This window comes from Anaeromyxobacter dehalogenans 2CP-1 (assembly GCF_000022145.1).
In the GTDB taxonomy this organism is placed as follows: Bacteria; Myxococcota; Myxococcia; order Myxococcales; family Anaeromyxobacteraceae; genus Anaeromyxobacter; species Anaeromyxobacter dehalogenans.
Map to the genome: position 1 here is coordinate 2,298,097 of NC_011891.1, position 19,072 is coordinate 2,317,168.

Sequence of the window (19,072 nt, forward strand, 5' to 3'; positions counted from 1 at the left end):
GCCCCTGCGGGCGAACGGTCCCTTGACCGCGTCTCCCCCGGGTCCCACTCTGTCCCCCGGACCGATGCTCACCGCCGCGCTCACCGCCTGCCTCCTCGCCGCCGCCCCGACCCCCACGCCCCCGCCGCTCCGCGAGGCCGACCTCGCGCCGCTGTTCCGCAAGGGCCCCGCCGCGGAGGGAAAGGCCGCCTACGACGCCGGGCGCCACGCCGACGCCGCCGCGCGGCTCGCGAGGGCGCCCGAGCCGGAGGCGGCCTACATCCGCGCGCTGGCGCTCCTGGAGGTCCCGCGGCCCGAGGAGGCGCTGAAGGTCCTCGCCGGCCTCGAGGAGAAGGTGCCCGACCTCGCCGACCGCGTGGCGTTCCTGCGCGGCGCGGCGCTGTCCGCGGCGGGACGCCCGCGCGAGGCGATGGCGGCGTGGGCGCAGGTGCCGGACCGGTCGCTGCTCGCCGCCGAGGCGCGGCTCTCGCGGGCGCGCGCCGCGTCGGCGCTCGGCGAGGGCGCGGCCGCGCTCGAGGCGCTCGCGCCGCTGCTGCGCGACGGCGCGCCGGACGATCTCTCCCGGCCCGACCTCGCCGCCTCCGCGCTGCTCCTCGCCGGCCGGATCCGCGGCGCAGCGCGGCCCCCCGATCCCGCCGGCGCGCGGCGCGACCTGATGGCGTGCTGGACGGCGCACCCGCTCGCGCCGGAGTCCTCGGAGTGCCTCTCCGCGGCGGCCGCGCTGCCGGCGCCGCACGGCGGCCCGCCCTCGGCCGAGGAGACGCTGCGGCGCGCGGAGGGGCTGCTCGACGCGAACCGCAACGGGCAGGCGCTGGCGCTGCTCGAGCCCGCGGTGGCCGCGCTCCGCCCCGACGACCTCGGCGCCGCCGCGTGCCGCGCCCGGGCGGCGCTGGGCCGCGGCTACCGCAAGGAGCGCAGCTACCGGCAGGCGATCGACACGCTGCGGCCGGTGGTGGCGGGCTGCGAGGACGAGGGGCTGCGGGTCCGCTCGCTGTACCTGCTCGCCGGCGCGTCGTCCATCTCCGGGGATCGCGACGAGGCGGTGGCGCTGTACCGCCAGCTGGCGCGCGACTTCGCCGGCCACGCGTTCGCCGACGACGCGCTGTTCTTCGCCGCAGACCTCCTGGCGCGCGCCGGCAAGTCGCAGGAGGCCCGCGAGGCGCTCGCGGCGCTGGTGCGGGATCACCCGGGCGGCGACTACCGCGAGGAGGCGCGCTTCCGGCTCGCGTGGCTGCTGAAGCAGGCGGGCGACCTGGATGGCGCGGTCGCGCAGCTCCTCGCGGTCGAGGAGGAGCAGGCGGGCCGCGACGGCTACGAGCACGCCCGGGCGGCCTACTGGCGCGCGCGGCTGCTGGCCGGGCGCGGCGAGGACGGGCGCCGGGCCGCCGAGGCGGTGTTCACCGAGCTCGCCACGCGCTACCCCACCGACTACTACGGCCTGCTCGCCCGGGCCCGGCTCGACGGCCACGGCGGCCAGAGCCTCCCCGCGCGGCGGGCCGCGCCGGCCGGCGGCACCCCCGAGGCCGCCTACGACCCCGGCCCGCTGCGCGAGGAGCCGCACTTCCGCGCCGGCCTGCTGCTCCTGCGCATGGGCCTGCCGCGCGCCGCGTCGGAGGAGCTGTCGGCGATCCCGGCCGCGCGGCTGCGCGCGGCCGGCGACGCGCCCGAGCCGGTGCTGCTGGTGGCCGACCTGCTCGACCGCGCCGGCGACCACCGCGCCGCGCACAACCTGCTGCGCACCCGCGCCCGCGGCGCGCTCCGCAAGCCGCCCGAGGGCGAGAACCTGCGCGCCTGGCGCATCGCGTACCCGCCGGCCTACCGCGACGACGTGCGCCGCTGGGCGCCGCCCGCGGGCGTGCCGGTGGAGCTGGTGCAGGCGCTCATGCGCGAGGAGAGCGCGCTCGACCCGCGCGCCATGTCCGGCGCCGGCGCGGTCGGCCTCACCCAGCTCATGCTGCCCACCGCGCAGTCGGTGGCGAAGAGCCTGAAGCTCTCCCGCCCGACGCGCACCGACCTCATGCGCGCGTCGCTCAACATCCGACTCGGCTCGCACTACCTGGGCGAGCTGGTGCGCCGGTTCGACGGCTCGCTCCCGCTCGCGCTCGCAGCGTACAACGCCGGCGGCGGGGCGGTCCGGCGCTGGCTGGGCGGGCGCGACGCGCTCGACGTGGACGAGTTCGTGGAGGAGATCCCGGTGGAGGAGACGCGCGGCTACGTGAAGCGCGTGCTCCGGTCCTACGCCGCGTACCGGCTGCTCTACGGCGCGCCCGAGGAGGCGTCCCTCGGGCTGCTCCGCCGCGCCGGGGGCAAGGGCTGACCCGGAGGAGGGGCGCACCGCGACCCACCCGACCCGCGGCGATCCGCGCCCCCGGGCCCGCGTGCGGCCAGCGGGCCGGCCGCGTATGATCTTCCGAACAGCGATGCTCGAAACCGGCGTCCTCGTCCTCAACCGGGTTTACCAGCCGGTACACATCACCTCGGTGCGGCGCGCGTTCACGTTGCTGTACCAGGGGGTGGCGAAGGCGCTCGACGAGCAGTTCCAGCTGTTCGACTTCGAGAGCTGGAGCGCGCTGGCCGCCGCCGCGGACCACGACTCCATCGGCACGGTGGGACGGCGCATCCGGGTGCCGCGGGTGATCGTCCTGCTCGCGTACGAGCACCTGCCGCGGGCGCGGGTGCGCTTCTCGCGGTTCAACATCTATGCGCGCGACGAGAACACGTGCCAGTACTGCGGCCGGCGCTTCCGCCGCGCGGAGCTGAACCTGGATCACGTGGTCCCGCGCTCGCGCGGCGGGTCCACGAACTGGGAGAACGTCGTCTGCTCGTGCGTGCGGTGCAACCTGAGGAAGGGCGGGCGGACGCCGGAGGAGGCCGGGATGCGGCTGCTGCGCCAGCCCACCCGGCCGCGCTGGACGCCCACGTTCCGGAGCCGGGCGCGGCGCGCGCTGTACCGCGAGTGGCGGCCTTTCCTGTCCCTGGCCGACGCCGCATACTGGAACGCCGAGCTGTTGGAGTAGTCGTCCTTTCGGATTAGGATGAGGCGATGGGCGACGTGCCGACGCTCAAGCTGGTGAGGACCGTCCCGGAGCCGGAGACCCGGCAGGCCGGCCCGCGCCCCGACGTGGCCCGGGCCCGGCGCATCGTCGCGGTCGGCGGCGGCAAGGGCGGCATCGGCAAGAGCCTCATCTCAGCGAACCTGGGCATCGAGCTGGCGCGGCGCCGGCGGCGGGTGGTGCTGGTGGACGCCGACCTGGGCGGCGCGAACCTGCACACCACGCTCGGCCTCGACGTCCCGAAGCGGACGCTGTCCGACTTCATCGAGCGGCGCGTGCCGCGCATCGACGACGTGGTCACGCCGACCGGCATCGAGAACCTGGGGCTCGTCTCCGGCGCGCTCGACCACCTCGACGCCGCGAACCCGCCCTACGCCCAGAAGATGCGGCTGCTGCGCCACGTCCAGCAGCTCGACGTGGACTACGCCATCCTCGACCTCGGGGCGGGCACGCACACCAACGTGCTCGACTTCTTCCTGGTGGCCGACCACGGCGTGCTGGTGCTGGTGCCGGAGCCGACCGCGGTCGAGAACGCGTACCGCTTCGTGAAGGCGGCGTTTTGGCGGCGCATGCGGAACGTCGCGCAGGTGTACGGGTACGAGCCGCTGCTCCGGACGGTGATGGCCGGCGGCAACTTCCGCAGCCCGGTGGAGCTGGTGACCACCGTCAGCCAGCGCGATCCCGAGGCGGGCGCGAACCTGGCCCGGCAGCTCGCCGCGTTCCGCCCGCGGCTGGTGGTGAACGAGGCGCGCACGCCGCAGGACGCCGACGTCGGCAAGGCCGTGGTGGCGGCGTGGCGCAAGTACTTCGGGCTCGAGATGGATTATCTCGGGTTCATCCCCTACGACGACGAGATGTGGCGGACGCTCCGCGCGCGCCGCCCGCTGCTCGTCGAGCGGCCCGACGTCCGGGCCGCCAAGGCCTTCGCCGGGATCGCCGACGCGCTGCTGGCGCTCGACATCGCGGCGCGGCACGAGGCATGAGGTGCTGAAGCGGCTCGCAGATCAGACCCTGTACGAGATCCTGGAGGTCCCACCCGACGCGTCGTCGCGCGACATCGCCGAGGCGGTGGAGCGCGCCCGCGCGCTCTACGGCCCCGGCTCGATCGCGACCTACACGCTCATGTCGAGCGAGGAGGCGTCGCTGCTCACGCGGCGGATCGAGGAGGCGCAGTCCACGCTCCTCGACCCGGACGCGCGGCGGCGCTACGACGACCTGCTCGGCGACCGGTCCGGCGCCGCGAACGCGGAGACGTCCGAGGCCGACGCCGGCGACCGCTGGCCCGCGCGCGTGCTCCCGCTCGTGCCGCAGCCGGATCGCGACGAGGCGCTGCGCGAGGCGGAGGCGAGCGCCGAGGAGTCCTGGCCGCTGCGCCCGGGCCACGTCGCCGGCGCGTCCGCGCCCACCCCGCCGCCGCCCGCGGACGGGCCCCCGCCGGTCCACCCGCGGCCGCCGCCCATCCCGCTCCGCCGCGAGGTCAGCGGCCCGGCCATGACGCCGGTGCCGCTGCCCTCCGTCGCGCAGGCGGGCCCCGAGCCCATCCCCCTGGTGAGCCCGGCCGCGCCGGGCGGCGCGCCGGCGCCGGAGGCCACCGCCTGGACGGGCGAGGTGCTGCGGCGCCTCCGCGAGGCCCGCGGGATCACGCTCCAGCAGCTCTCCGAGCGCATCAAGGTCACCCGCCACCACATCGAGAACATCGAGGGCGACCGCTTCGCGCTCTTGCCGGCGCCCGTCTACCTGCGCGGCATCCTCCTCAGCATGGCGCGCGAGCTGCGCCTCGACGGCCAGAAGGTGGCGCGCTCCTACCTCGAGCGCGTCACGGCGGCGACCGCCCCGGGCGCGCCGCGGCCGCGCTGAGCGTCCCTGCACGCCTCGCGCCCCGAGCGTCCCCCGACCTCGCGCAACGTCCTCGGGCCGCGCTCGCGCTCGGGATGAGCGGCCAGGGTCCCGAGGCGCGGCCGGCGTCGAAGGGAAGGGCGGAGCGGCCAGGGACCGACGGTTCCACGGTGCGTGCGGGCCGCATCGTTGACCACCCCGGGAAGGCGGCGTACGATCCGCGCCCGTATGCCGCTCATCGACTCACCCGAGGCCGCCACGCGCCTGGCGCGGGCGATCTGCTCCGACGTCTCCCTCTACAACGAGGAGAAGATCGTCCGCGGCATCGAGCAGGACAACTTCTTCGACGCGCTGCGCGAGGAGCTGGAGGAGGGGCGCGAGCTGTACCGGTCGCGCGTCTCGCCGGACCTCTACGGCCGCACCAACTTCTACGACCGCGCCATCGTGGACGTGATCCTGAGGTCCAAGGGGCACGTGAAGTCCCGCATCTGGTGACGCGACCCCCGCCGCGCGCGGCGCCCGGCACCGCCCCCGCCGAAGGCGGCGCGACGCCGGACCGGCGCACCCTGCACGTTCCCCCGGAGCTCGCCGGCACGCGCCTCGACGCGGCGCTGGTCCGGCTCGCCCCCGACCTCTCCCGCGCCCGCGTCCAGCGCCTGGTGGAGGCCGGCCTGGTCCAGGTGGACGGGCGCGGCGCCAAGGCCTCGGCCCGGCTCCGCGGCGGGGAGGCGATCGCGCTCGAGCTCCCGCCGCCCGAGCCGAGCGGCCTCGTCGCGCAGGACCTGCCGCTCGCCGTGCTGCACGAGGACGCCGACCTCATCGTCCTCGACAAGGCGCCCGGGATGGTGGTGCACCCGGCGCGCGGCACGCCGCACTCGACGGTGGTGAACGCGCTCCTCCACCGCCTCGGGCTGCCGGGCGCGGCCGGGCCGGACGGCGGGCTCCCGCGGCTCGGCCTGGTCCACCGGCTCGACAAGGACACCTCGGGCTGCCTGGTGGTCGCGAAGACCGAGGCCGCGCTCGCCGCCCTCCAGGCGCAGTGGAAGGGCCGCTCGGTCGAGAAGGTGTACCTGGCGCTGTGCCACGGCGCGCTCGCGCCGGAGGGCCGGCTCGACACGCCCTACGGCCGCCATCCGCGCGACCGCCTGCGCTTCACCGGCCGGGTGACCTCGTCGCGCCGGGCGTTGACCGAGTGGCGGGTGCGCGAGGCGTTCGGCGCGGCCGCGTCGCTCGCCGAGGTGACGCTGCACACCGGCCGCACCCACCAGATCCGCGTCCACCTCTCGGAGGCGGGCCACCCGCTGCTCGCGGACGCGGTCTACGGCGGGACCCGCCGCGAGGCCCGGCTCGCGCCCGCCGATCCGGCGCGGCGGGCGGCGGAGGCGGTGGGCCGCCAGGCGCTGCACGCGCTGCGGCTCGGCTTCGACCACCCGCGCACCGGGCGACGCCTGGTGGTGGAGGCGCCGGTCCCGGCCGACCTGCGCGCCGCGATCGAGATCCTGCGCGCCGCGCCGCCCGCGCCCGCGGGCCCCGGCTCCCGCCGGCGGTAGGGCTCAGGGTCGCGGGGCCGGGCCGGCGTCGAGGCGCCGGGCGAGCTGGCACTGCAGCGCGTAGCGGTCGAGCCCGCGCGCCAGCTCGCGGCGAGCACCCGCCGGCTCGCGCTCCGGCAGCGCGTCGAGCGCGCGCTGCTGCAGCGGGATGGCCTCGCCGCAGCGCCCCAGGTCGGAGAGGACCGCCGCGTACCCGGCCAGCACCGGCGCGCTCCAGGGCGCGATCTGCGCGGCGCGGCGCGCGAACGGCAGCCCCTCGCCGGAGCGGCCGCGGGCCAGCAGCTCCTGCGCGAGGTTGTGCAGCGCGGCCGGGTTCGACGGCGCCAGCTCCGCGGCGCGCCGGAGCGCCGCCTCGCGCGCCCCGGCCTGCGCCTCGCCCTCGAGCGCCGAGGCGAGGAACGTCCAGGCCCGCGGGTCGTCCGGGTGTGCGGCCACCGACCGGCGCGCCAGCGCGGCGGGGTCGAGCTTGTCCATGGCCGAGAGGTACTGGAGCGCGATGGGGTGCGCCGGATCCTCCACCAGGGCCTCGCGCACCTCGTCCTCCAGCGCGGCCCGGCCCTTGCGCGGCCCGAGCTGCCACAGCGCCAGGCGGATCGCGTGGACCTCCACCGGCGCGACGGCCCGCTCGAAGTAGCCGACCGCCACCGGCACGTCCGCCTCGCGGCGCCGCGCCTCGAGCGGCCCGCGGGCGTACTCCGCGAGCGTCCGGTCGAGCCGCTCCAGCGCGCCGGGCAGGGCGGGGTCGAGATCGGGCAGCGCCGCGCTCCAGGCCCGCGCCGGCGCCTCCCCCTCGGCCAGGCGCCGCTCCAGGTCGGCGAACGCGTCGGGGCGGCGGTGCGCCAGCCAGTGCACCAGCAGCCAGCTCGCAGCGTAGTCGTCGAGCGCCGGCCGCGCGCCCGCGGCGCCGTCCCACGCCAGCAGCTCGCGGGCCGGCACCGGGGAGGCGCGCGCCCTCGCCAGCCGGTCGGCGGGGGGCGCGCCCACGTGGAGCGCGCGCACGCCCGGATCGTCGCCGAGCGACTCCATGTAGACCGCCAACCCCTCGGCGAACCAGCGCGGCTGGCGCCGGAGCGCGCCCGCCAGGTAGTGGTGCGTCAGCTCGTGCGCGAGCAGCGCGCGCTGGCGCCGGTCGATCGCGCCCGACAGCACGATCCGCGGCGGCCCGCCGGCGTAGCGGAGGTAGTAGCCCTCCGCACCGTCGGGCGCGAACGGGCGGTACTCCTGGTCGGTGCGGAAGGCGATCACCTCGACGCGCGCCTCGTCCTCGGCCGCGCCCGGCGCGGGCGTGGGGAGCGTGGCCGCGACGCCGGCGCGCAGCCGCTCCAGGCGTGCCACCAGCGCGGCCGCCTCCGGCGCGCGCAGGTCCGTGCGCAGGACGAAGTGGTCGCTGGTGAGCTCGCGCCACGGGGCGCCGCCGTGCGCCGGGCAGCGGAAGGTGCGCGCGGGCGCCGCGCACGCCTGCGCGAGCAGCGCGGCGAGCACGAGCGGGACGGACGCGGCGGCCGGGGGTGACCGCATCCGGGGATCGTACCCGCGCCGGCGGGCACCTCCGCAAGTCCCCCTCCCGACGCGGCAGGCCGCTAGGGCTGCGCGCCAGACGGCCGGAGGTGGGGGGGATCGCGCGGCTCGGGCAGCTCCGCCGGCGGCTCGACCGGCGGCTCGCTGCCCTGGAGCTGCACCTCGAGCCGGAAGGTGATGGCGTACTCGCGGAAGCGCCCCCCGCGCTCGGCCTCCCACGGCCACGCCACCTCCGGCTCCAGCTCGTAGAAGATCCAGCGGCGGTACAGGTCGCGGCGGAGGCGGGCGTAGACGCGGTAGCGGTCCACCTCCGCCGGCCCGTCGGTGGCGCCCTCGACCGAGGCCGCCAGCGACACCGCCGTCCGCGGGCCGAGGGCGCGGAGGCCGGCCAGCTCCGAGCCCCACTCGATGCCGCGGCTGCGCTGGGTCAGCCGCGACGTCCCGGCGAGGCGGAGGAGCGCGATGGAGCCGAGCGGGCGCTCCACGGACGCGTCGAGCGAGGTGCCGAGCCGCGTGTCCGTCCGCCAGAACCCCGCCAGCGCCATGCGGCCCAGGAACCACCGGCCGAGCGGGACCGACGCCCGGTAGCGCACCCGGCCGAACGCGCCGACCGGCAGCTCGAGCAGGAGGCCCGCGCCGAGGTCCACGTGCGAGTAGAGGCCGTCCCAGGCGCCATAGCGCAGCTCCGCGTTCGCGGCGCCCTGCTGGTTGGGGCCGAGCGGCGCCGCGCCGGTGAGCTCCGGGTAGAACCCGTTCACCACGTCCTCGGCCTGGCCGACGATCACCAGCCGGAGCCGCTCCAGCCTCCGGTTCAGCCCGGGCAGGCGCAGGCTCGCCCGGACGTCGAGCGCGTACGCAGGCGTGCCGCGCTGGTGGACCCGCAGCGCGTTGCGCACGCGCAGGAAGGAGCGGGCGCGCTCCGCCTCGAGGTCGCGCTCGTCGGAGAAGAACCGGTCCAGCACCAGCACCGGCGCGAACAGCCGCTCCTCCAGGAAGGCGTGGCCGACGTCGAGCCAGGTGTCCTCGGCGTAGGGCGGGGGGGAGGTGTCCCTGGGCGGCACCGACGGATCCGGCGGCGGCGAGGGCGGGGGCTCCGGCGGCGGCGGCGCGGCCTCGGTCGGTGACGGGGCCGGCGGCGCCGCCGGGACGGTCGCGGACGACGACGGCCCCGCGGTGGCCGAGGATGGCGCCGTCGACGGGGGCGCGTCGGCGGCGGGCTCGGTCGGTGCCGCGGCTGGCGCCGCCCCGGGCGCCGGCGCCTCGTCCGCGGTGGCCGGCGCCGCGCACGCGGCGAGCAACGCCGCGGCGAGGGCGCGCAGCGCGCGGAGGCGTCGGACGGGGCGCACGCGACGACGTTACCGGGAGTCGGGCCCGCGCGACAGGGGCGCGCGCGCCTCGAGCCGGCGCAGGTTGCCGCGGGCCTCACGGCTGGCCGGGACGAGCTCGAAGCCGGCCTGGGCGATGGCCCGCTCGGTGTCGCGGTTCGGGTGGCAGCCGCCGGTGAGCCGCGTCCAGGCCGGCTGGAGGAGGTCGTGGATCCGGCCCGCCAGGCCGGCCGGGCGGACGTGCTCCATGGCGCGCAGGTCGCCGCCGGGCCGGAGCACGCGCCGCAGCTCGGCGAGGGCGCGCGGCGGGTCCTCCACGCTGCACAGCACGAGCGCACAGAGCACCGTGTCGAACGCCCCGTCCCGGAACGGCAGCGCCTCGGCCCGCGCCCGGACCATGGGCACGCCCGGGCCCCGCCGCCGTGCGCGGGCCAGGTTCTGCGGGTGGGGATCGAGCGCCAGGATGCGCACGCCGCCCGGCGCGAGCGGCAGGTTGCGGCCGGTCCCGGTGCCGAGGTCGAGCGTCCGGCCGCGGGCCCCGCCGGCGAGCCACCGCCGCCAGCGCCCCACCAGCCCGCGCTCGGCGAGCGAGAGGCCGAGGTCGTACAGCCAGGGGATCTGCTCGAGGCCGCGCACGCGTCAGTCCAGGTAGCCCTGCGCCTGCAGGTGGAAGAGGTGGGCGTAGCGGCCGTCGCGCGCGATCAGCTCCTGGTGCGTGCCGAGCTCCTCGAGGTGTCCGCCGTGGAGCACGCCGATGCGGTCGGCGATGCGGACCGTCGAGAACCGGTGGGAGATGACGATGGCCGAGCGGTGGGCGGCGAGCGCCTGGAAGCGGTGGAACAGCTCGTGCTCGGCCTCCGCGTCGATGGACGCGGTCGGCTCGTCGAGGATGAGCACCTCGGCCTCCCGCATGAACGCCCGCGCGATGGCCAGCTTCTGCCACTGCCCGGCGGAGATCTCGTGGCCGCGCTCGAACCAGCCGCCCAGCACGGTGTCGTAGCGCTGCGGCAGCGCGTCGATGACCGGCTCGGCGCCGCCGCGGCGGGCCGCCTCCTCGATGCGGGGCCGGTCGTCGACGTGCAGCGGGTTGCCGAGGCCGATGTTCTCGGCGGCGGTGAACTGGTAGCGCACGAAGTCCTGGAACACCGCGCCGATCCGGCTGCGCAGGTCGGCCGGGTCCATGTCGCGCAGGTCCACCCCGCCGTACAGGATGGCGCCCTCGGTGGGCTCGTAGAGCCGGAGCAGCAGCTTCACCAGCGTGCTCTTGCCCGCGCCGTTCTCGCCCACCAGGCCCAGCTTCTCGCCCGGCGCGAGCGTGAGGGTGACGTGGCGGAGCGCCCACTCCTGCTTGCCCGGGTAGCGGAAGGACACGTCGCGCAGCTCGAGCGCGCCGGGGCGGCCACGCGGCGGCGACAGCGCCGGCCGGACCCGCGCCGCCTCGCCGCCGGTGGGGATGCCCAGGAAGGCGAACAGGTTGGACATGAACAGCGCGTCCTCGTACATGCCGCCCATGGCGGAGAGGATGGCCTGCACCGCCCCCTGGCCCTGCCGGAACACCGCGATGTAGAGCGTCAGGTCGCCGAGCGTGATGGCGCCCTGGGCGGCGCGGCCGGCCATGAGCGCGTACATCCCGTAGAACGCCGCCAGCGACACCAGCCCGAACGCCACGCCCGCGCGCATGCGGCGGATGGCGATGCGCCGGTCCTCCTCGAAGAACTTGCGGAACAGCGCGCGGTAGCGCCCGAGGACCAGCGGGCCCAGCCCGAACAGCTTGACCTCCTTCACGTGGCTGTCGCGGGTCAGGATCCACTCGAGGTAGTTGAGCTTGCGCCCCTCGGGTGCGCGCCAGGTGTTCACCCGGAACGACTCGGCCGAGAGGCGCGCCTCGGCCACGAACGCCGGGATGGACGCCGCCACGATGACGAGCACGCTCGCCGGCGAGAGGCGGAGCAGGAGCCCGGAGAGCGCGGCCAGGGTGACGGCGTTCTGCCCGATGGCGAACGCCTGCATGGCGAGCGACAGCGGCCGGGCGGAGGCCTCCCGCCGGGCGTTCTGCATCTTGTCGTAGACCTCGGCGTCCTCGAAGTGCCGGAGCTCCAGCTCGACCGCCTTCTCCAGGATGCGCTCGTTGATGACGTTGCCGACGCCGGCGCGCATCAGCTCGCGCAGCATCCCGAGGAGCCGGGCGAGCGCCAGCTGGAGGCCCATCAGCCCGGCCTCCGCGGCGACCAGCCACAGCACGCGCACCCGGTCGGCGGCGAGGCCGCTGCGGGCCGACGCCACCACGCCGTCCACGATGAGCTTGCCGACCCAGGCCATGGCGGCCGGCAGGAGCGCCGACACGAGCGTGAGCGCCGCCACCGCGATCGCGCTGCGGCGGTCGGTGTCCCACACCAGGCGCAGCGTGCCCGGGACCTGCCGGAAGACGGTCCGGGCGCCCGCGATCCGGCCGCGGAACGACGCGTCGGCGGTGGGGCGGGGAGGGCGGGCGTGGCGCGGGGTCACCGGGGATCGTTCCTTAGCGGACGGCGCCCGCGAAGTCGACGGGCGCGGCGCTTCATTTCTCGGCCGCGGTGTCGTAGATCAGCGGCGACATGAGCATCCCCGAGCAGCGGAGCGACGCGACGACGGCGATGGCGGCCGCGGACTGGTCCATCGAGCGCGCGGCGCAGTACTACAACGTGAGCGGCTGGGGCGCCGGCTTCTTCTCGATCAACGAGAAGGGGCACGTCGCCGTCCACCCCATGGGCCAGCCGGGCCCGACCATCGACCTGATGGACGTGGTCGAGGACATCCGCGAGCGCAACATCGGCTTCCCGTGCGTGGTCCGGTTCCAGGACGTGCTGCGCGCCCGGGTGAAGCAGATCAACGAGGCGTTCGGGAAGGCCGTCGCCGAGATGGGCTACGGCGCGAGCTACTTCGGCGTCTACCCGATCAAGGTGAACCAGATGCGCGAGGTCGTCGACGAGATCGTCGACGCCGGCGCGCCGTACCACTACGGCCTCGAGGCGGGCTCGAAGGGCGAGCTGCTGGTGGTGCTCGGGATGAACGCCGACCCCGACGCGCTCACCATCTGCAACGGCTACAAGGACGAGGAGTACCTGCGGCTGGCGCTGCTCGGGCGCAAGCTCGGCCGCAAGGTCATCGTGGTGATCGAGAAGCTCTCCGAGCTGCCGCAGCTGCTGCGGCTCGGCGAGGAGATGGGCGTGGACCCGATGATCGGGCTCCGCTCGAAGCTCACCACCCGCGGCACCGGGAAGTGGGAGGGCTCCTCCGGCGACTTCGCCAAGTTCGGCCTCACCGTGCCCGAGCTGATCCAGGCGGTCCGGATCCTGAAGGAGGCCGGCAAGGAGCACTGCGCGAAGCTCCTCCACTTCCACGTCGGCTCGCAGCTCACCGAGATCCGGGTGGTGAAGGACGCGGTGAACGAGGGCGCCCGCGTCTACGCCAAGCTGCGCAAGATGGGGCTGCCCATCGAGTACTTCGACGTGGGCGGCGGCCTGGGCGTGGACTACGTGGGCACCCGCACCAACGACTTCACCTCGTCGGTGAACTACTCGATGGACGAGTACGTCGGCGACGTCGTCTACAACGTGCAGCGCGTCTGCATGAACGAGGGCGTGCCCGAGCCGCACATCGTCTCGGAGTCGGGGCGCGCGGTGACCGCGCACCACTCCTGCATCATCATCCCGGTGTTCGGGCACATCGAGATCGGCTCGGTCGAGGAGATCGCCAAGGCCTCCGAGCCGGAGCCGAACGAGGCCAAGGTGGTCCGCGAGATGCGCGAGATCGTCTCCTCGCTCACCCCGCGCAACCGCGCCGAGACCTACCACGACGCCGCCGCCAAGAAGGAGGAGGCGCTCCAGATGTTCAAGCTCGGCATCCTCGGGCTGGAGGAGCGCGCGGTGGTGGAGAGCCTGTTCTGGAAGCTGGTGCGCGGCATCGCCGACATGAACCGCGGCAAGAAGCGCCCGCCGCGCGAGACCAAGGACCTGGGCGACAAGATCGCCGATCAGTACATGGCGAACTTCTCGCTCTTCCAGAGCGCGCCGGATCACTGGGCGTTCGACCAGCTCTTCCCCATCGTCCCGCTGCACCGCATGGGCGAGGCGCCCACCCGCGACACGACCATCGTCGACATCACCTGCGACTCGGACGGGAAGATCGACCGCTTCATCGAGGGGGAGGGGGTGGACGAGACGCTCTCGCTCCACGCGCTCCGCCCCGGCGAGCCGTACTACCTCGGCATGTTCATGACCGGCGCCTACCAGGACATCATGGGCGACATGCACAACCTGTTCGGCCGGGTGAACGAGATCCACGTGTTCGTGGACGACGAGGACCCCGAGGACTTCTACATCGAGGAGGTCATCCCGGGGGACACCATCGAGAAGGTGCTCTCGCGCGTGCAGTACGAGCCCGCCGACCTGTTCCGCCGCGTCAAGGCCGCGCTCGACCAGAAGGTGAAGGAGGGCGCCATCCGGCCGAAGGAGGGCGTGAGCCTCCAGGACTTCTACGAGGCGGTGATGAAGGGCTACACGTACCTGGGCGGCGTGTAGCGCTTGCGCCCGCGCGCCCGCGGCGCCATGGATCCGGCGTGGCGCGGCGCAGGCAGGGCGAGAGCCACGAAGGGTTCGTGGAGCGCCTCATCCGCGAGGCGCAGGAGGAGGGCGCGTTCGAGCGCCTCTCCGGCGCGGGCAAGCCGCTGCCGCTCACCGGCGGCGAGCTGCCCGAGGCCTGGTGGATCAAGGAGAAGCTGAAGCGCGAGGGGCTCTCCTCGCTGCCCGACGCGATCGCGATCCGCCACGAGGCCGAGGCGGTGCTGGCCGGGATCGAGCGGCTCGACGACGAGCGGGTGGTCCGCGAGCGGCTCGAGGCGCTGAACGCGCGGATCCGCCGCATCAACCGGACCGCGGTGACCGGCCCGCCCACCACGCTCGCGCCGCTCGACGTGGAGGCGGTGCTGGCGCGCTGGCGCGCGCGGCGCGCCGCGGCCGGCCCGGCCCTGCGCGGGCGGTGAACGGACCCACCAGGGCGTCTGCGGACCTCGCGGCGGCGGCGCATCATGGTGACCGACCGTCAACCATCCCGGCGCGCGGCCGGGGAGAGGAGCCGAGATGAGCGGCGTCTACAAGAAGATCGACGTGGTCGGGACGTCCCCGGTGAGCTTCGCGGAGGCGACCCGGGCGGCGATCGAGGAGGCGGGCCGGACGGTGCGGCACATGAGCTGGTTCGAGGTGGCCGAGCAGCGCGGCGCCATCAAGGACGGCAAGGTGGCCGAGTTCCAGGTGACGCTGCGCATCGGCTTCAAGCTGGAGTAGGCGCACGCAGGGCGGCGCTCCCGGGCCGCGCGGCCCGGGAGCGCGCGCAGGCTGCTTCACGGGCTACTTCGCCTTCGCCGCCGCCTTGCCGGCGGGCTTCACCTCGATGCTCGTGGCGGTCATGCGGTACTCGACCGTCACCTTGTCGCCCTTCTTCACCTCGCCGGCGAGCTTGGTGTCCGCGCTCCGGGCGATCTCCCACTTCTCCTTGCCCTTCTGCACGGTGATGCTCTCGTCGCCGACCTCCACCACCGGGCCGGTGACCTGGTACGTCTTCGTGGCGCCGAGCGCCGGCGCGGCGAGGCCGGCGAGCAGGGCGGCGAGTGCGAGGCGCTTCATGGTCCGTCTCCTGGATCAGGGGGGCTGCGGGCGTACTTGACGCTGTGTCCCGGCGGCGCGGAAGCGTCACATGGGGTGCCCTCGGGCGGGTGGCGCCAGGCGCGCCGTGCCCGTTAGATCCCGCGCATGTTCGCGACCAAGACCACGCTGCCGGCGGCCGGCGAGGCGCTCCCCGGGCGCGCCGAGCCGATGCCGGTTCCCGAGCGCCACTTCGTGAACGGGGACCGGATCGTCCCTCCGTTCCCCGCCGGCCTGGAGCTCGCCGACTTCGGCCTCGGCTGCTTCTGGGGCGCCGAGCGCGTCTTCTGGAAGCTGCCGGGCGTGTACGCGACCGCGGTCGGCTACGCGGGCGGCGAGACGCCCAACCCGACCTACCGCGAGGTCTGCACCGGCCGCACCGGCCACGCCGAGGTGGTCCGCGTGGTGTTCGACCCGGCCAGGATCACCTACGCCGACCTGCTGAAGGTGTTCTGGGAATCGCACGACCCGACCCAGGGCATGCGGCAGGGGAACGACGTGGGGACGCAGTACCGGTCCGCCATCCACGTGCACGGGGAGGCGCAGCGCCGGCTGGCGGACGCGTCGCGCGAGGCGTACCAGGCCGCGCTCGCGCCGCGCGGGGGCGGGGCGATCACCACCGAGATCCGCGCCGCGCCGCCCTTCTACTACGCCGAGGAGTATCACCAGCAGTACCTGGCCAAGAACCCCGAGGGCTACTGCGGGATCGGCGGCACCGGGGTGAGCTGCCCCGGCTTCGCGGCGCGCTGACGCGCGGCCGGTCCGGTCCGGCGCCGCGCAGTTGATCCAGGGCAGGCGGCGCGAAAGCTTTGCGCCGCGCGGCCGCGTGCCGTGGTGGCGGGGCTGTCGGAGGGCGCCGCACCTCGGGTATGGTGCGCGCCATGCCCGTGGCGCCGCTCGCAGCGTTCCTGGCGTTGGCGCTCGCCGCGACGCCCCAGCCTCCCGCCGAGGGCGCGCGGGTGGCGTCGGTGCCGGAGGCGGCCGGCGGCGTCGTGATCACCGCGCTCCCGCCGCCGCCCTCGAAGGTGGTCCGCACCACCAAGACCTACGGCACGGTGACGCTCGACCACGCCGCGCACCTCGCCCGGAAGATCTCCTGCAAGTCCTGCCACGGGAACGGCGCGGTCACCAAGATCGTGTTCACCCCCAGGCAAGCGCACGAGACCTGCCGCAGCTGCCACGTGCAGATCGCGAAGGGGCCGACCGACTGCCGCGGCTGCCACGTGGTGCCCGTCAAGGAGCCGCCGGTGGTGGCCGAGGCGGCCCCCGCGCCCAAGGCCGGCGCGGTGATCCGGGCCGGCGAGGCGCGCCCGGTCATGACGCTGCCCCCCTCCGCCGGCGCACCGGCCGCCGTCGCGGTCACGCGCTCCGGGACGGCGGCGCCGCTGGTCCAGGTTCCCGCGGGCGAGGGCGACGCGGCCCCGGCGCTGGCGCCGTTCGTTCGCACGCTGGAGGCCGGCCTCTCCGTCCTCGGCGGCACGGGCCAGGACCTCGTGGCCGGCCCGTCCGTCCGGCTCACCTCGCATTACGACCGCGCGCTCCTCGCGCACAGCCTGGACTGGGTGGGCGGGCGCGACCGGGGCCACGTGCTCTTCATGGTGGGCGGCGGCGCCGAGCTCCCGGTGCACGAGCGCGTCTCGCTCCAGCTCCTCGGCATCGGCGGCGTGGACGCCGCCGGCAGCACCGTCGTGCTCATGCCCGCCCTGGGCGCGCGGGTCGGCCTGGCGTGGCGGCGCGCCGTCCCGTGGATGGACACGCTCACGTTCTCGTTCTCCGGCGTGTCGGATCTGGTGCGCCGCCGCGACGACCTCGGCGCGCGCGAGGGCGGGGCGATGTTCGCCTTCAGCGTGACCTCCGGCTATCGCCTGGAGCGGTTCGCGCGGTAGCTGCGCGCCGTCAGCGGGGAGGACGCACCGCGGGCGAGTGGCGGCAGAGCAAGGGAATCGAACCCTCCGACAGCGCCTCTCAGCACCATCCACCGGTTTTGAAGACCGGGCCCGGCACCAGCCTAGGACGCTCTGCCGGGATCGGGTGTACGTGCGAGCGCGGGCGCGGTCAAGCGCGGCGTTGGGCGTACCACGCCTCGCCAGGCCCCGGGCCGGCGGGCCGGGTGCGTCACTCGGTGGCCGACACCAGGACGCTGCGGTCGACCCCGTCCCCGAGGTCGATGGTCACCCGCCAGGTTCCGCTCGCGACCTTCAGGTTGAAGACGTACTGCTCGCCGTCGAAGCGGAAGAGGTTGCCGACAGTCGCCGCGCGCGTGGAGGAAGCCTCCTCCTCGGCGCGCCCGAGCACGGCCGTCATCCGCGACACGAACAGCCGTGCCTGGAGATCGCTGATCCCGGCGCTCGCGCCCGCGAGCCGGAACTTGACCGGGACGGTCCGGCCTGCCCTGAACACCGACGCACCGTCGGGGCGCACCGGTGGTCGCACGCCGCTCCACTGGAACGTCACGGTCACGTCGAACGACGCGAACCCCGCGTTGCCGGCTGGGTCCACCGCGGTGCACGTCACGTGCGTGGTGCCCGGTGGGAACATCGAGCCGGACGGGCGGGAGCACGTCGGTTGCAGGATCCCTGCGTGGTCGTCGTGGGCCGTCGCGGCGAAGGAGATCGTGGCGCCGCCCGCGGAGCTCGCGATGGCCGCGATCGACGCCGGCACGGTGACGATGGGCGGCGCCGAGTCGGTGAACACGACGCGCCCCCTGACCTCGTCCACGGCAGGATCCGCCGCGGATGGCGCGGCGTACAGCAGCAGGGCGGTCCCGTTCTCCGCGGAGGCGAGCGCGGGCTCGACGCTCACCGACGAGAACAGGGGCTGTGCACCGACCGCTGGGTCGAGCTCGACGGGGAGCAGGGCCCCGAGGACGTCCGCGGGCTGGTATGCGCGTCGGGTCCACCAGACGGCAAGGTACTGCTGGCCGTCGAAGGCCCCGACGACCGGGTACCCGCCGGCGGAGGCCGCCGGCGGCTCGGCCTGGAGCAGGGCGGTGTTGTCTGCGGTGAACTGTACGGGCTGGTCGCCCACCCAGGCCGCCCGCAGCGTGTTCCGCGTCAGCGAGGCCACGTCATCGTGGAGCTCGTAGTCGTACGAGTTGAACAGGACGAGGGTCGACGGTCCGCCCGACGCGACCTCGATCGGCCACCAGGGGCTCGGCTGGTCCCAGTTCATGAACCGTCGACCGGTGGAGTAGGCGAGCACCGTGGTCGGCCACCGGGCGCGAGGCATCTCGTCCCACCACTGCAGCGCGACGAAGTAGTCGCCGTCGTAGACGCCCGCCCACTCGAGCGGGTAACCCCAGTCGCACTCCTGGTCCAGCATGCTCGGCGCGCCCAGCGTCCCGGCGCTCGTGAGCGTGCGCCCCCAGAGCGTGTAGCAACCGGGCGCGTCGAACAGCGAGATGTAGGTCACGTAGTAGCTCGCGCCGTCGGTGTCCGATTGCGCGCCGATCGGTTGCCAGATCCGATCGCGCGCCGGCTCGGCTGCCGGCTCGGGATAGACCGCGATCCGGATGGGCGACGCGTCGAGCAGCTGCATCCCGTGCGAGAGGCGCGCGCCGAAGATGGCCGCGCGGACGTTCCCGAAGGCATCGGTGGACCCGTCTCGCGCCCTCCAGACCACGAGGCAGCTGTCGCTCGCGCACGAGATCGAAGGTGAGTGCCCGTTCTCCCCGACGCGGACCGGGGCGACCCCGAGCGGCTCGCCGTACCGGCCGAGCGCCACGGCGTGGATGGCGCCGTCGGCACCGCTCCACGCGACGGCGTAGCCGGCCGGCGTCGCCGCCACCGCGATCCGGCCGCGATAGCCGCTGGTCGCGTGGCCTGGCGTGAGCGCGTCGCTGTAGGGCGCCAGGGCGCTGCCCGCGAGGACGAGCTCCGGCCCCACGTCGAGCGCGACTGCGCCCGCGGAGGCGAGGACGACGCCGACTGCCGCCAACCCTCTCGCAAGGCCGAGCATGGGAGCCCCCCGTTCCTGACCGCGGGTGGAACGCGAGGACACCTATCACCGGCAATCGTGCTCAATCGCAGGCATGTTGCCGTCCCCCCACCAGGGATCGCTGCGCAACCGGGATTGCGCCTCCTTCGGCGGAGCCGGCTTGATGCGCGTCACCG

At 75.2% G+C, this 19,072-nt stretch carries 17 protein-coding genes and 1 tRNA gene; 11 read left to right on the forward strand and 7 right to left on the reverse strand.

Annotated elements, in window-relative coordinates; genetic code table 11:
- Positions 1-64 precede the first annotated feature (64 nt).
- The 6 genes from A2CP1_RS10335 to A2CP1_RS10360 all read left to right on the forward strand — a co-directional run bounded on the left by A2CP1_RS10335 (position 65) and on the right by A2CP1_RS10360 (position 6,439).
- The gene (locus A2CP1_RS10335; RefSeq protein ID WP_012633262.1) at positions 65-2,317 is read left to right on the forward strand and encodes a transglycosylase SLT domain-containing protein; all 2,253 of its coding nucleotides are present in this window, start codon (positions 65-67) and stop codon (positions 2,315-2,317) included.
- A 103-nt stretch (positions 2,318-2,420) separates the two neighbouring features.
- Positions 2,421-3,017, forward strand: coding sequence for an HNH endonuclease (locus A2CP1_RS10340; protein WP_012526004.1), 597 nt, complete (start codon positions 2,421-2,423; stop codon positions 3,015-3,017).
- A gap of 26 nt (positions 3,018-3,043) precedes the next feature.
- The gene (locus tag A2CP1_RS10345) at positions 3,044-4,036 is read left to right on the forward strand and encodes a P-loop NTPase (RefSeq protein WP_012633263.1); all 993 of its coding nucleotides are present in this window, start codon (positions 3,044-3,046) and stop codon (positions 4,034-4,036) included.
- Between the two features lies 1 nt (position 4,037).
- The gene (locus tag A2CP1_RS10350; RefSeq protein ID WP_012633264.1) at positions 4,038-4,910 is read left to right on the forward strand and encodes a helix-turn-helix domain-containing protein; all 873 of its coding nucleotides are present in this window, start codon (positions 4,038-4,040) and stop codon (positions 4,908-4,910) included.
- Positions 4,911-5,117: 207 nt separating this feature from the next.
- A complete protein-coding gene (locus tag A2CP1_RS10355; protein ID WP_012526007.1) occupies positions 5,118-5,384 on the forward strand; it encodes a hypothetical protein in 267 nt (88 codons plus the stop codon).
- Positions 5,381-6,439 carry an RluA family pseudouridine synthase gene (locus A2CP1_RS10360; protein ID WP_012633265.1) on the forward strand — a complete coding sequence of 353 codons (1,059 nt, stop codon included), beginning with the start codon at positions 5,381-5,383 and terminating at the stop codon, positions 6,437-6,439. Before A2CP1_RS10355 ends, A2CP1_RS10360 begins: the two co-directional genes overlap by 4 nt.
- A gap of 3 nt (positions 6,440-6,442) precedes the next feature.
- On the opposite strand, the gene A2CP1_RS10365 is transcribed toward A2CP1_RS10360, so the two are convergent.
- The 4 genes from A2CP1_RS10365 to A2CP1_RS10380 form a co-directional block, all read right to left on the reverse strand.
- Positions 6,443-7,957 (reverse strand): DUF1570 domain-containing protein, encoded by a 1,515-nt coding sequence (locus tag A2CP1_RS10365; protein WP_012633266.1) that lies wholly within the window; start codon positions 7,955-7,957, stop codon positions 6,443-6,445.
- A 62-nt stretch (positions 7,958-8,019) separates the two neighbouring features.
- Complete coding sequence (locus tag A2CP1_RS10370; RefSeq protein ID WP_041450492.1) at positions 8,020-9,303, reverse strand: hypothetical protein; 1,284 nt, start codon at positions 9,301-9,303, stop codon at positions 8,020-8,022.
- Positions 9,304-9,312: 9 nt separating this feature from the next.
- On the reverse strand, positions 9,313-9,918 hold the full coding sequence (locus tag A2CP1_RS10375; protein ID WP_012633268.1) for a class I SAM-dependent methyltransferase: 606 nt from the start codon (positions 9,916-9,918) through the stop codon (positions 9,313-9,315).
- A gap of 3 nt (positions 9,919-9,921) precedes the next feature.
- Positions 9,922-11,787: an ABC transporter ATP-binding protein gene (locus A2CP1_RS10380; RefSeq protein ID WP_012633269.1), complete on the reverse strand. Its 1,866-nt coding sequence runs from the start codon at positions 11,785-11,787 to the stop codon at positions 9,922-9,924.
- Between the two features lie 89 nt (positions 11,788-11,876).
- Between A2CP1_RS10380 and speA the strand changes: the two genes are divergently transcribed.
- The 3 genes from speA (at position 11,877) to A2CP1_RS10395 (ending at position 14,603) form a co-directional block, all read left to right on the forward strand.
- Positions 11,877-13,841, forward strand: a complete 1,965-nt coding sequence (gene speA / locus A2CP1_RS10385) for a biosynthetic arginine decarboxylase (RefSeq protein ID WP_012526013.1) — start codon at positions 11,877-11,879, stop codon at positions 13,839-13,841.
- Between the two features lie 77 nt (positions 13,842-13,918).
- Entirely contained in the window at positions 13,919-14,302 is a 384-nt protein-coding gene (locus tag A2CP1_RS10390) for a DnaJ family domain-containing protein (protein ID WP_245530033.1), read from the forward strand.
- Between the two features lie 97 nt (positions 14,303-14,399).
- The gene (locus A2CP1_RS10395; RefSeq protein WP_011420948.1) at positions 14,400-14,603 is read left to right on the forward strand and encodes a dodecin; all 204 of its coding nucleotides are present in this window, start codon (positions 14,400-14,402) and stop codon (positions 14,601-14,603) included.
- A 63-nt stretch (positions 14,604-14,666) separates the two neighbouring features.
- Here A2CP1_RS10395 and A2CP1_RS10400 read toward each other — a convergent pair whose 3' ends face one another.
- Entirely contained in the window at positions 14,667-14,942 is a 276-nt protein-coding gene (locus tag A2CP1_RS10400) for a hypothetical protein (protein WP_012633271.1), read from the reverse strand.
- Positions 14,943-15,068: 126 nt separating this feature from the next.
- Here A2CP1_RS10400 and msrA point away from each other — a divergent pair, with 126 nt between their 5' ends.
- Together msrA and A2CP1_RS10410 are read left to right on the forward strand one after the other, a co-directional pair.
- The gene (gene msrA, locus A2CP1_RS10405) at positions 15,069-15,710 is read left to right on the forward strand and encodes a peptide-methionine (S)-S-oxide reductase MsrA (protein ID WP_012633272.1); all 642 of its coding nucleotides are present in this window, start codon (positions 15,069-15,071) and stop codon (positions 15,708-15,710) included.
- A gap of 131 nt (positions 15,711-15,841) precedes the next feature.
- A complete protein-coding gene (locus tag A2CP1_RS10410) occupies positions 15,842-16,846 on the forward strand; it encodes a cytochrome c3 family protein (protein ID WP_245530034.1) in 1,005 nt (334 codons plus the stop codon).
- 38 nt (positions 16,847-16,884) lie between these two features.
- On the opposite strand, the gene A2CP1_RS10415 is transcribed toward A2CP1_RS10410, so the two are convergent.
- Both A2CP1_RS10415 and A2CP1_RS10420 read right to left on the reverse strand, forming a co-directional pair.
- Positions 16,885-16,983, reverse strand: a tRNA-Sec gene (locus A2CP1_RS10415).
- Positions 16,984-17,075: 92 nt separating this feature from the next.
- Positions 17,076-18,896 carry a PxKF domain-containing protein gene (locus A2CP1_RS10420; protein WP_245530035.1) on the reverse strand — a complete coding sequence of 607 codons (1,821 nt, stop codon included), beginning with the start codon at positions 18,894-18,896 and terminating at the stop codon, positions 17,076-17,078.
- Between the last annotated feature and the right edge of the window lie 176 nt (positions 18,897-19,072).

Excerpts from the sequence above, each read along its gene's own strand:
- A2CP1_RS10355 (WP_012526007.1), top strand. The coding sequence starts at position 5,118 with ATGCCGCTCATCGACTCACCCGAGGCCGCCACGCGCCTGGCGCGGGCG.
- msrA (WP_012633272.1), top strand. The coding sequence starts at position 15,069 with ATGTTCGCGACCAAGACCACGCTGCCGGCGGCCGGCGAGGCGCTCCCC.
- A2CP1_RS10400 (WP_012633271.1), bottom strand. The coding sequence starts at position 14,942 with ATGAAGCGCCTCGCACTCGCCGCCCTGCTCGCCGGCCTCGCCGCGCCG.
- A2CP1_RS10365 (WP_012633266.1), bottom strand. The coding sequence starts at position 7,957 with ATGCGGTCACCCCCGGCCGCCGCGTCCGTCCCGCTCGTGCTCGCCGCG.
- A2CP1_RS10410 (WP_245530034.1), top strand. The coding sequence starts at position 15,842 with ATGCCCGTGGCGCCGCTCGCAGCGTTCCTGGCGTTGGCGCTCGCCGCG.
- speA (WP_012526013.1), top strand. The coding sequence starts at position 11,877 with ATGAGCATCCCCGAGCAGCGGAGCGACGCGACGACGGCGATGGCGGCC.
- A2CP1_RS10340 (WP_012526004.1), top strand. The coding sequence starts at position 2,421 with ATGCTCGAAACCGGCGTCCTCGTCCTCAACCGGGTTTACCAGCCGGTA.
- A2CP1_RS10345 (WP_012633263.1), top strand. The coding sequence starts at position 3,044 with ATGGGCGACGTGCCGACGCTCAAGCTGGTGAGGACCGTCCCGGAGCCG.
- A2CP1_RS10395 (WP_011420948.1), top strand. The coding sequence starts at position 14,400 with ATGAGCGGCGTCTACAAGAAGATCGACGTGGTCGGGACGTCCCCGGTG.
- A2CP1_RS10335 (WP_012633262.1), top strand. The coding sequence starts at position 65 with ATGCTCACCGCCGCGCTCACCGCCTGCCTCCTCGCCGCCGCCCCGACC.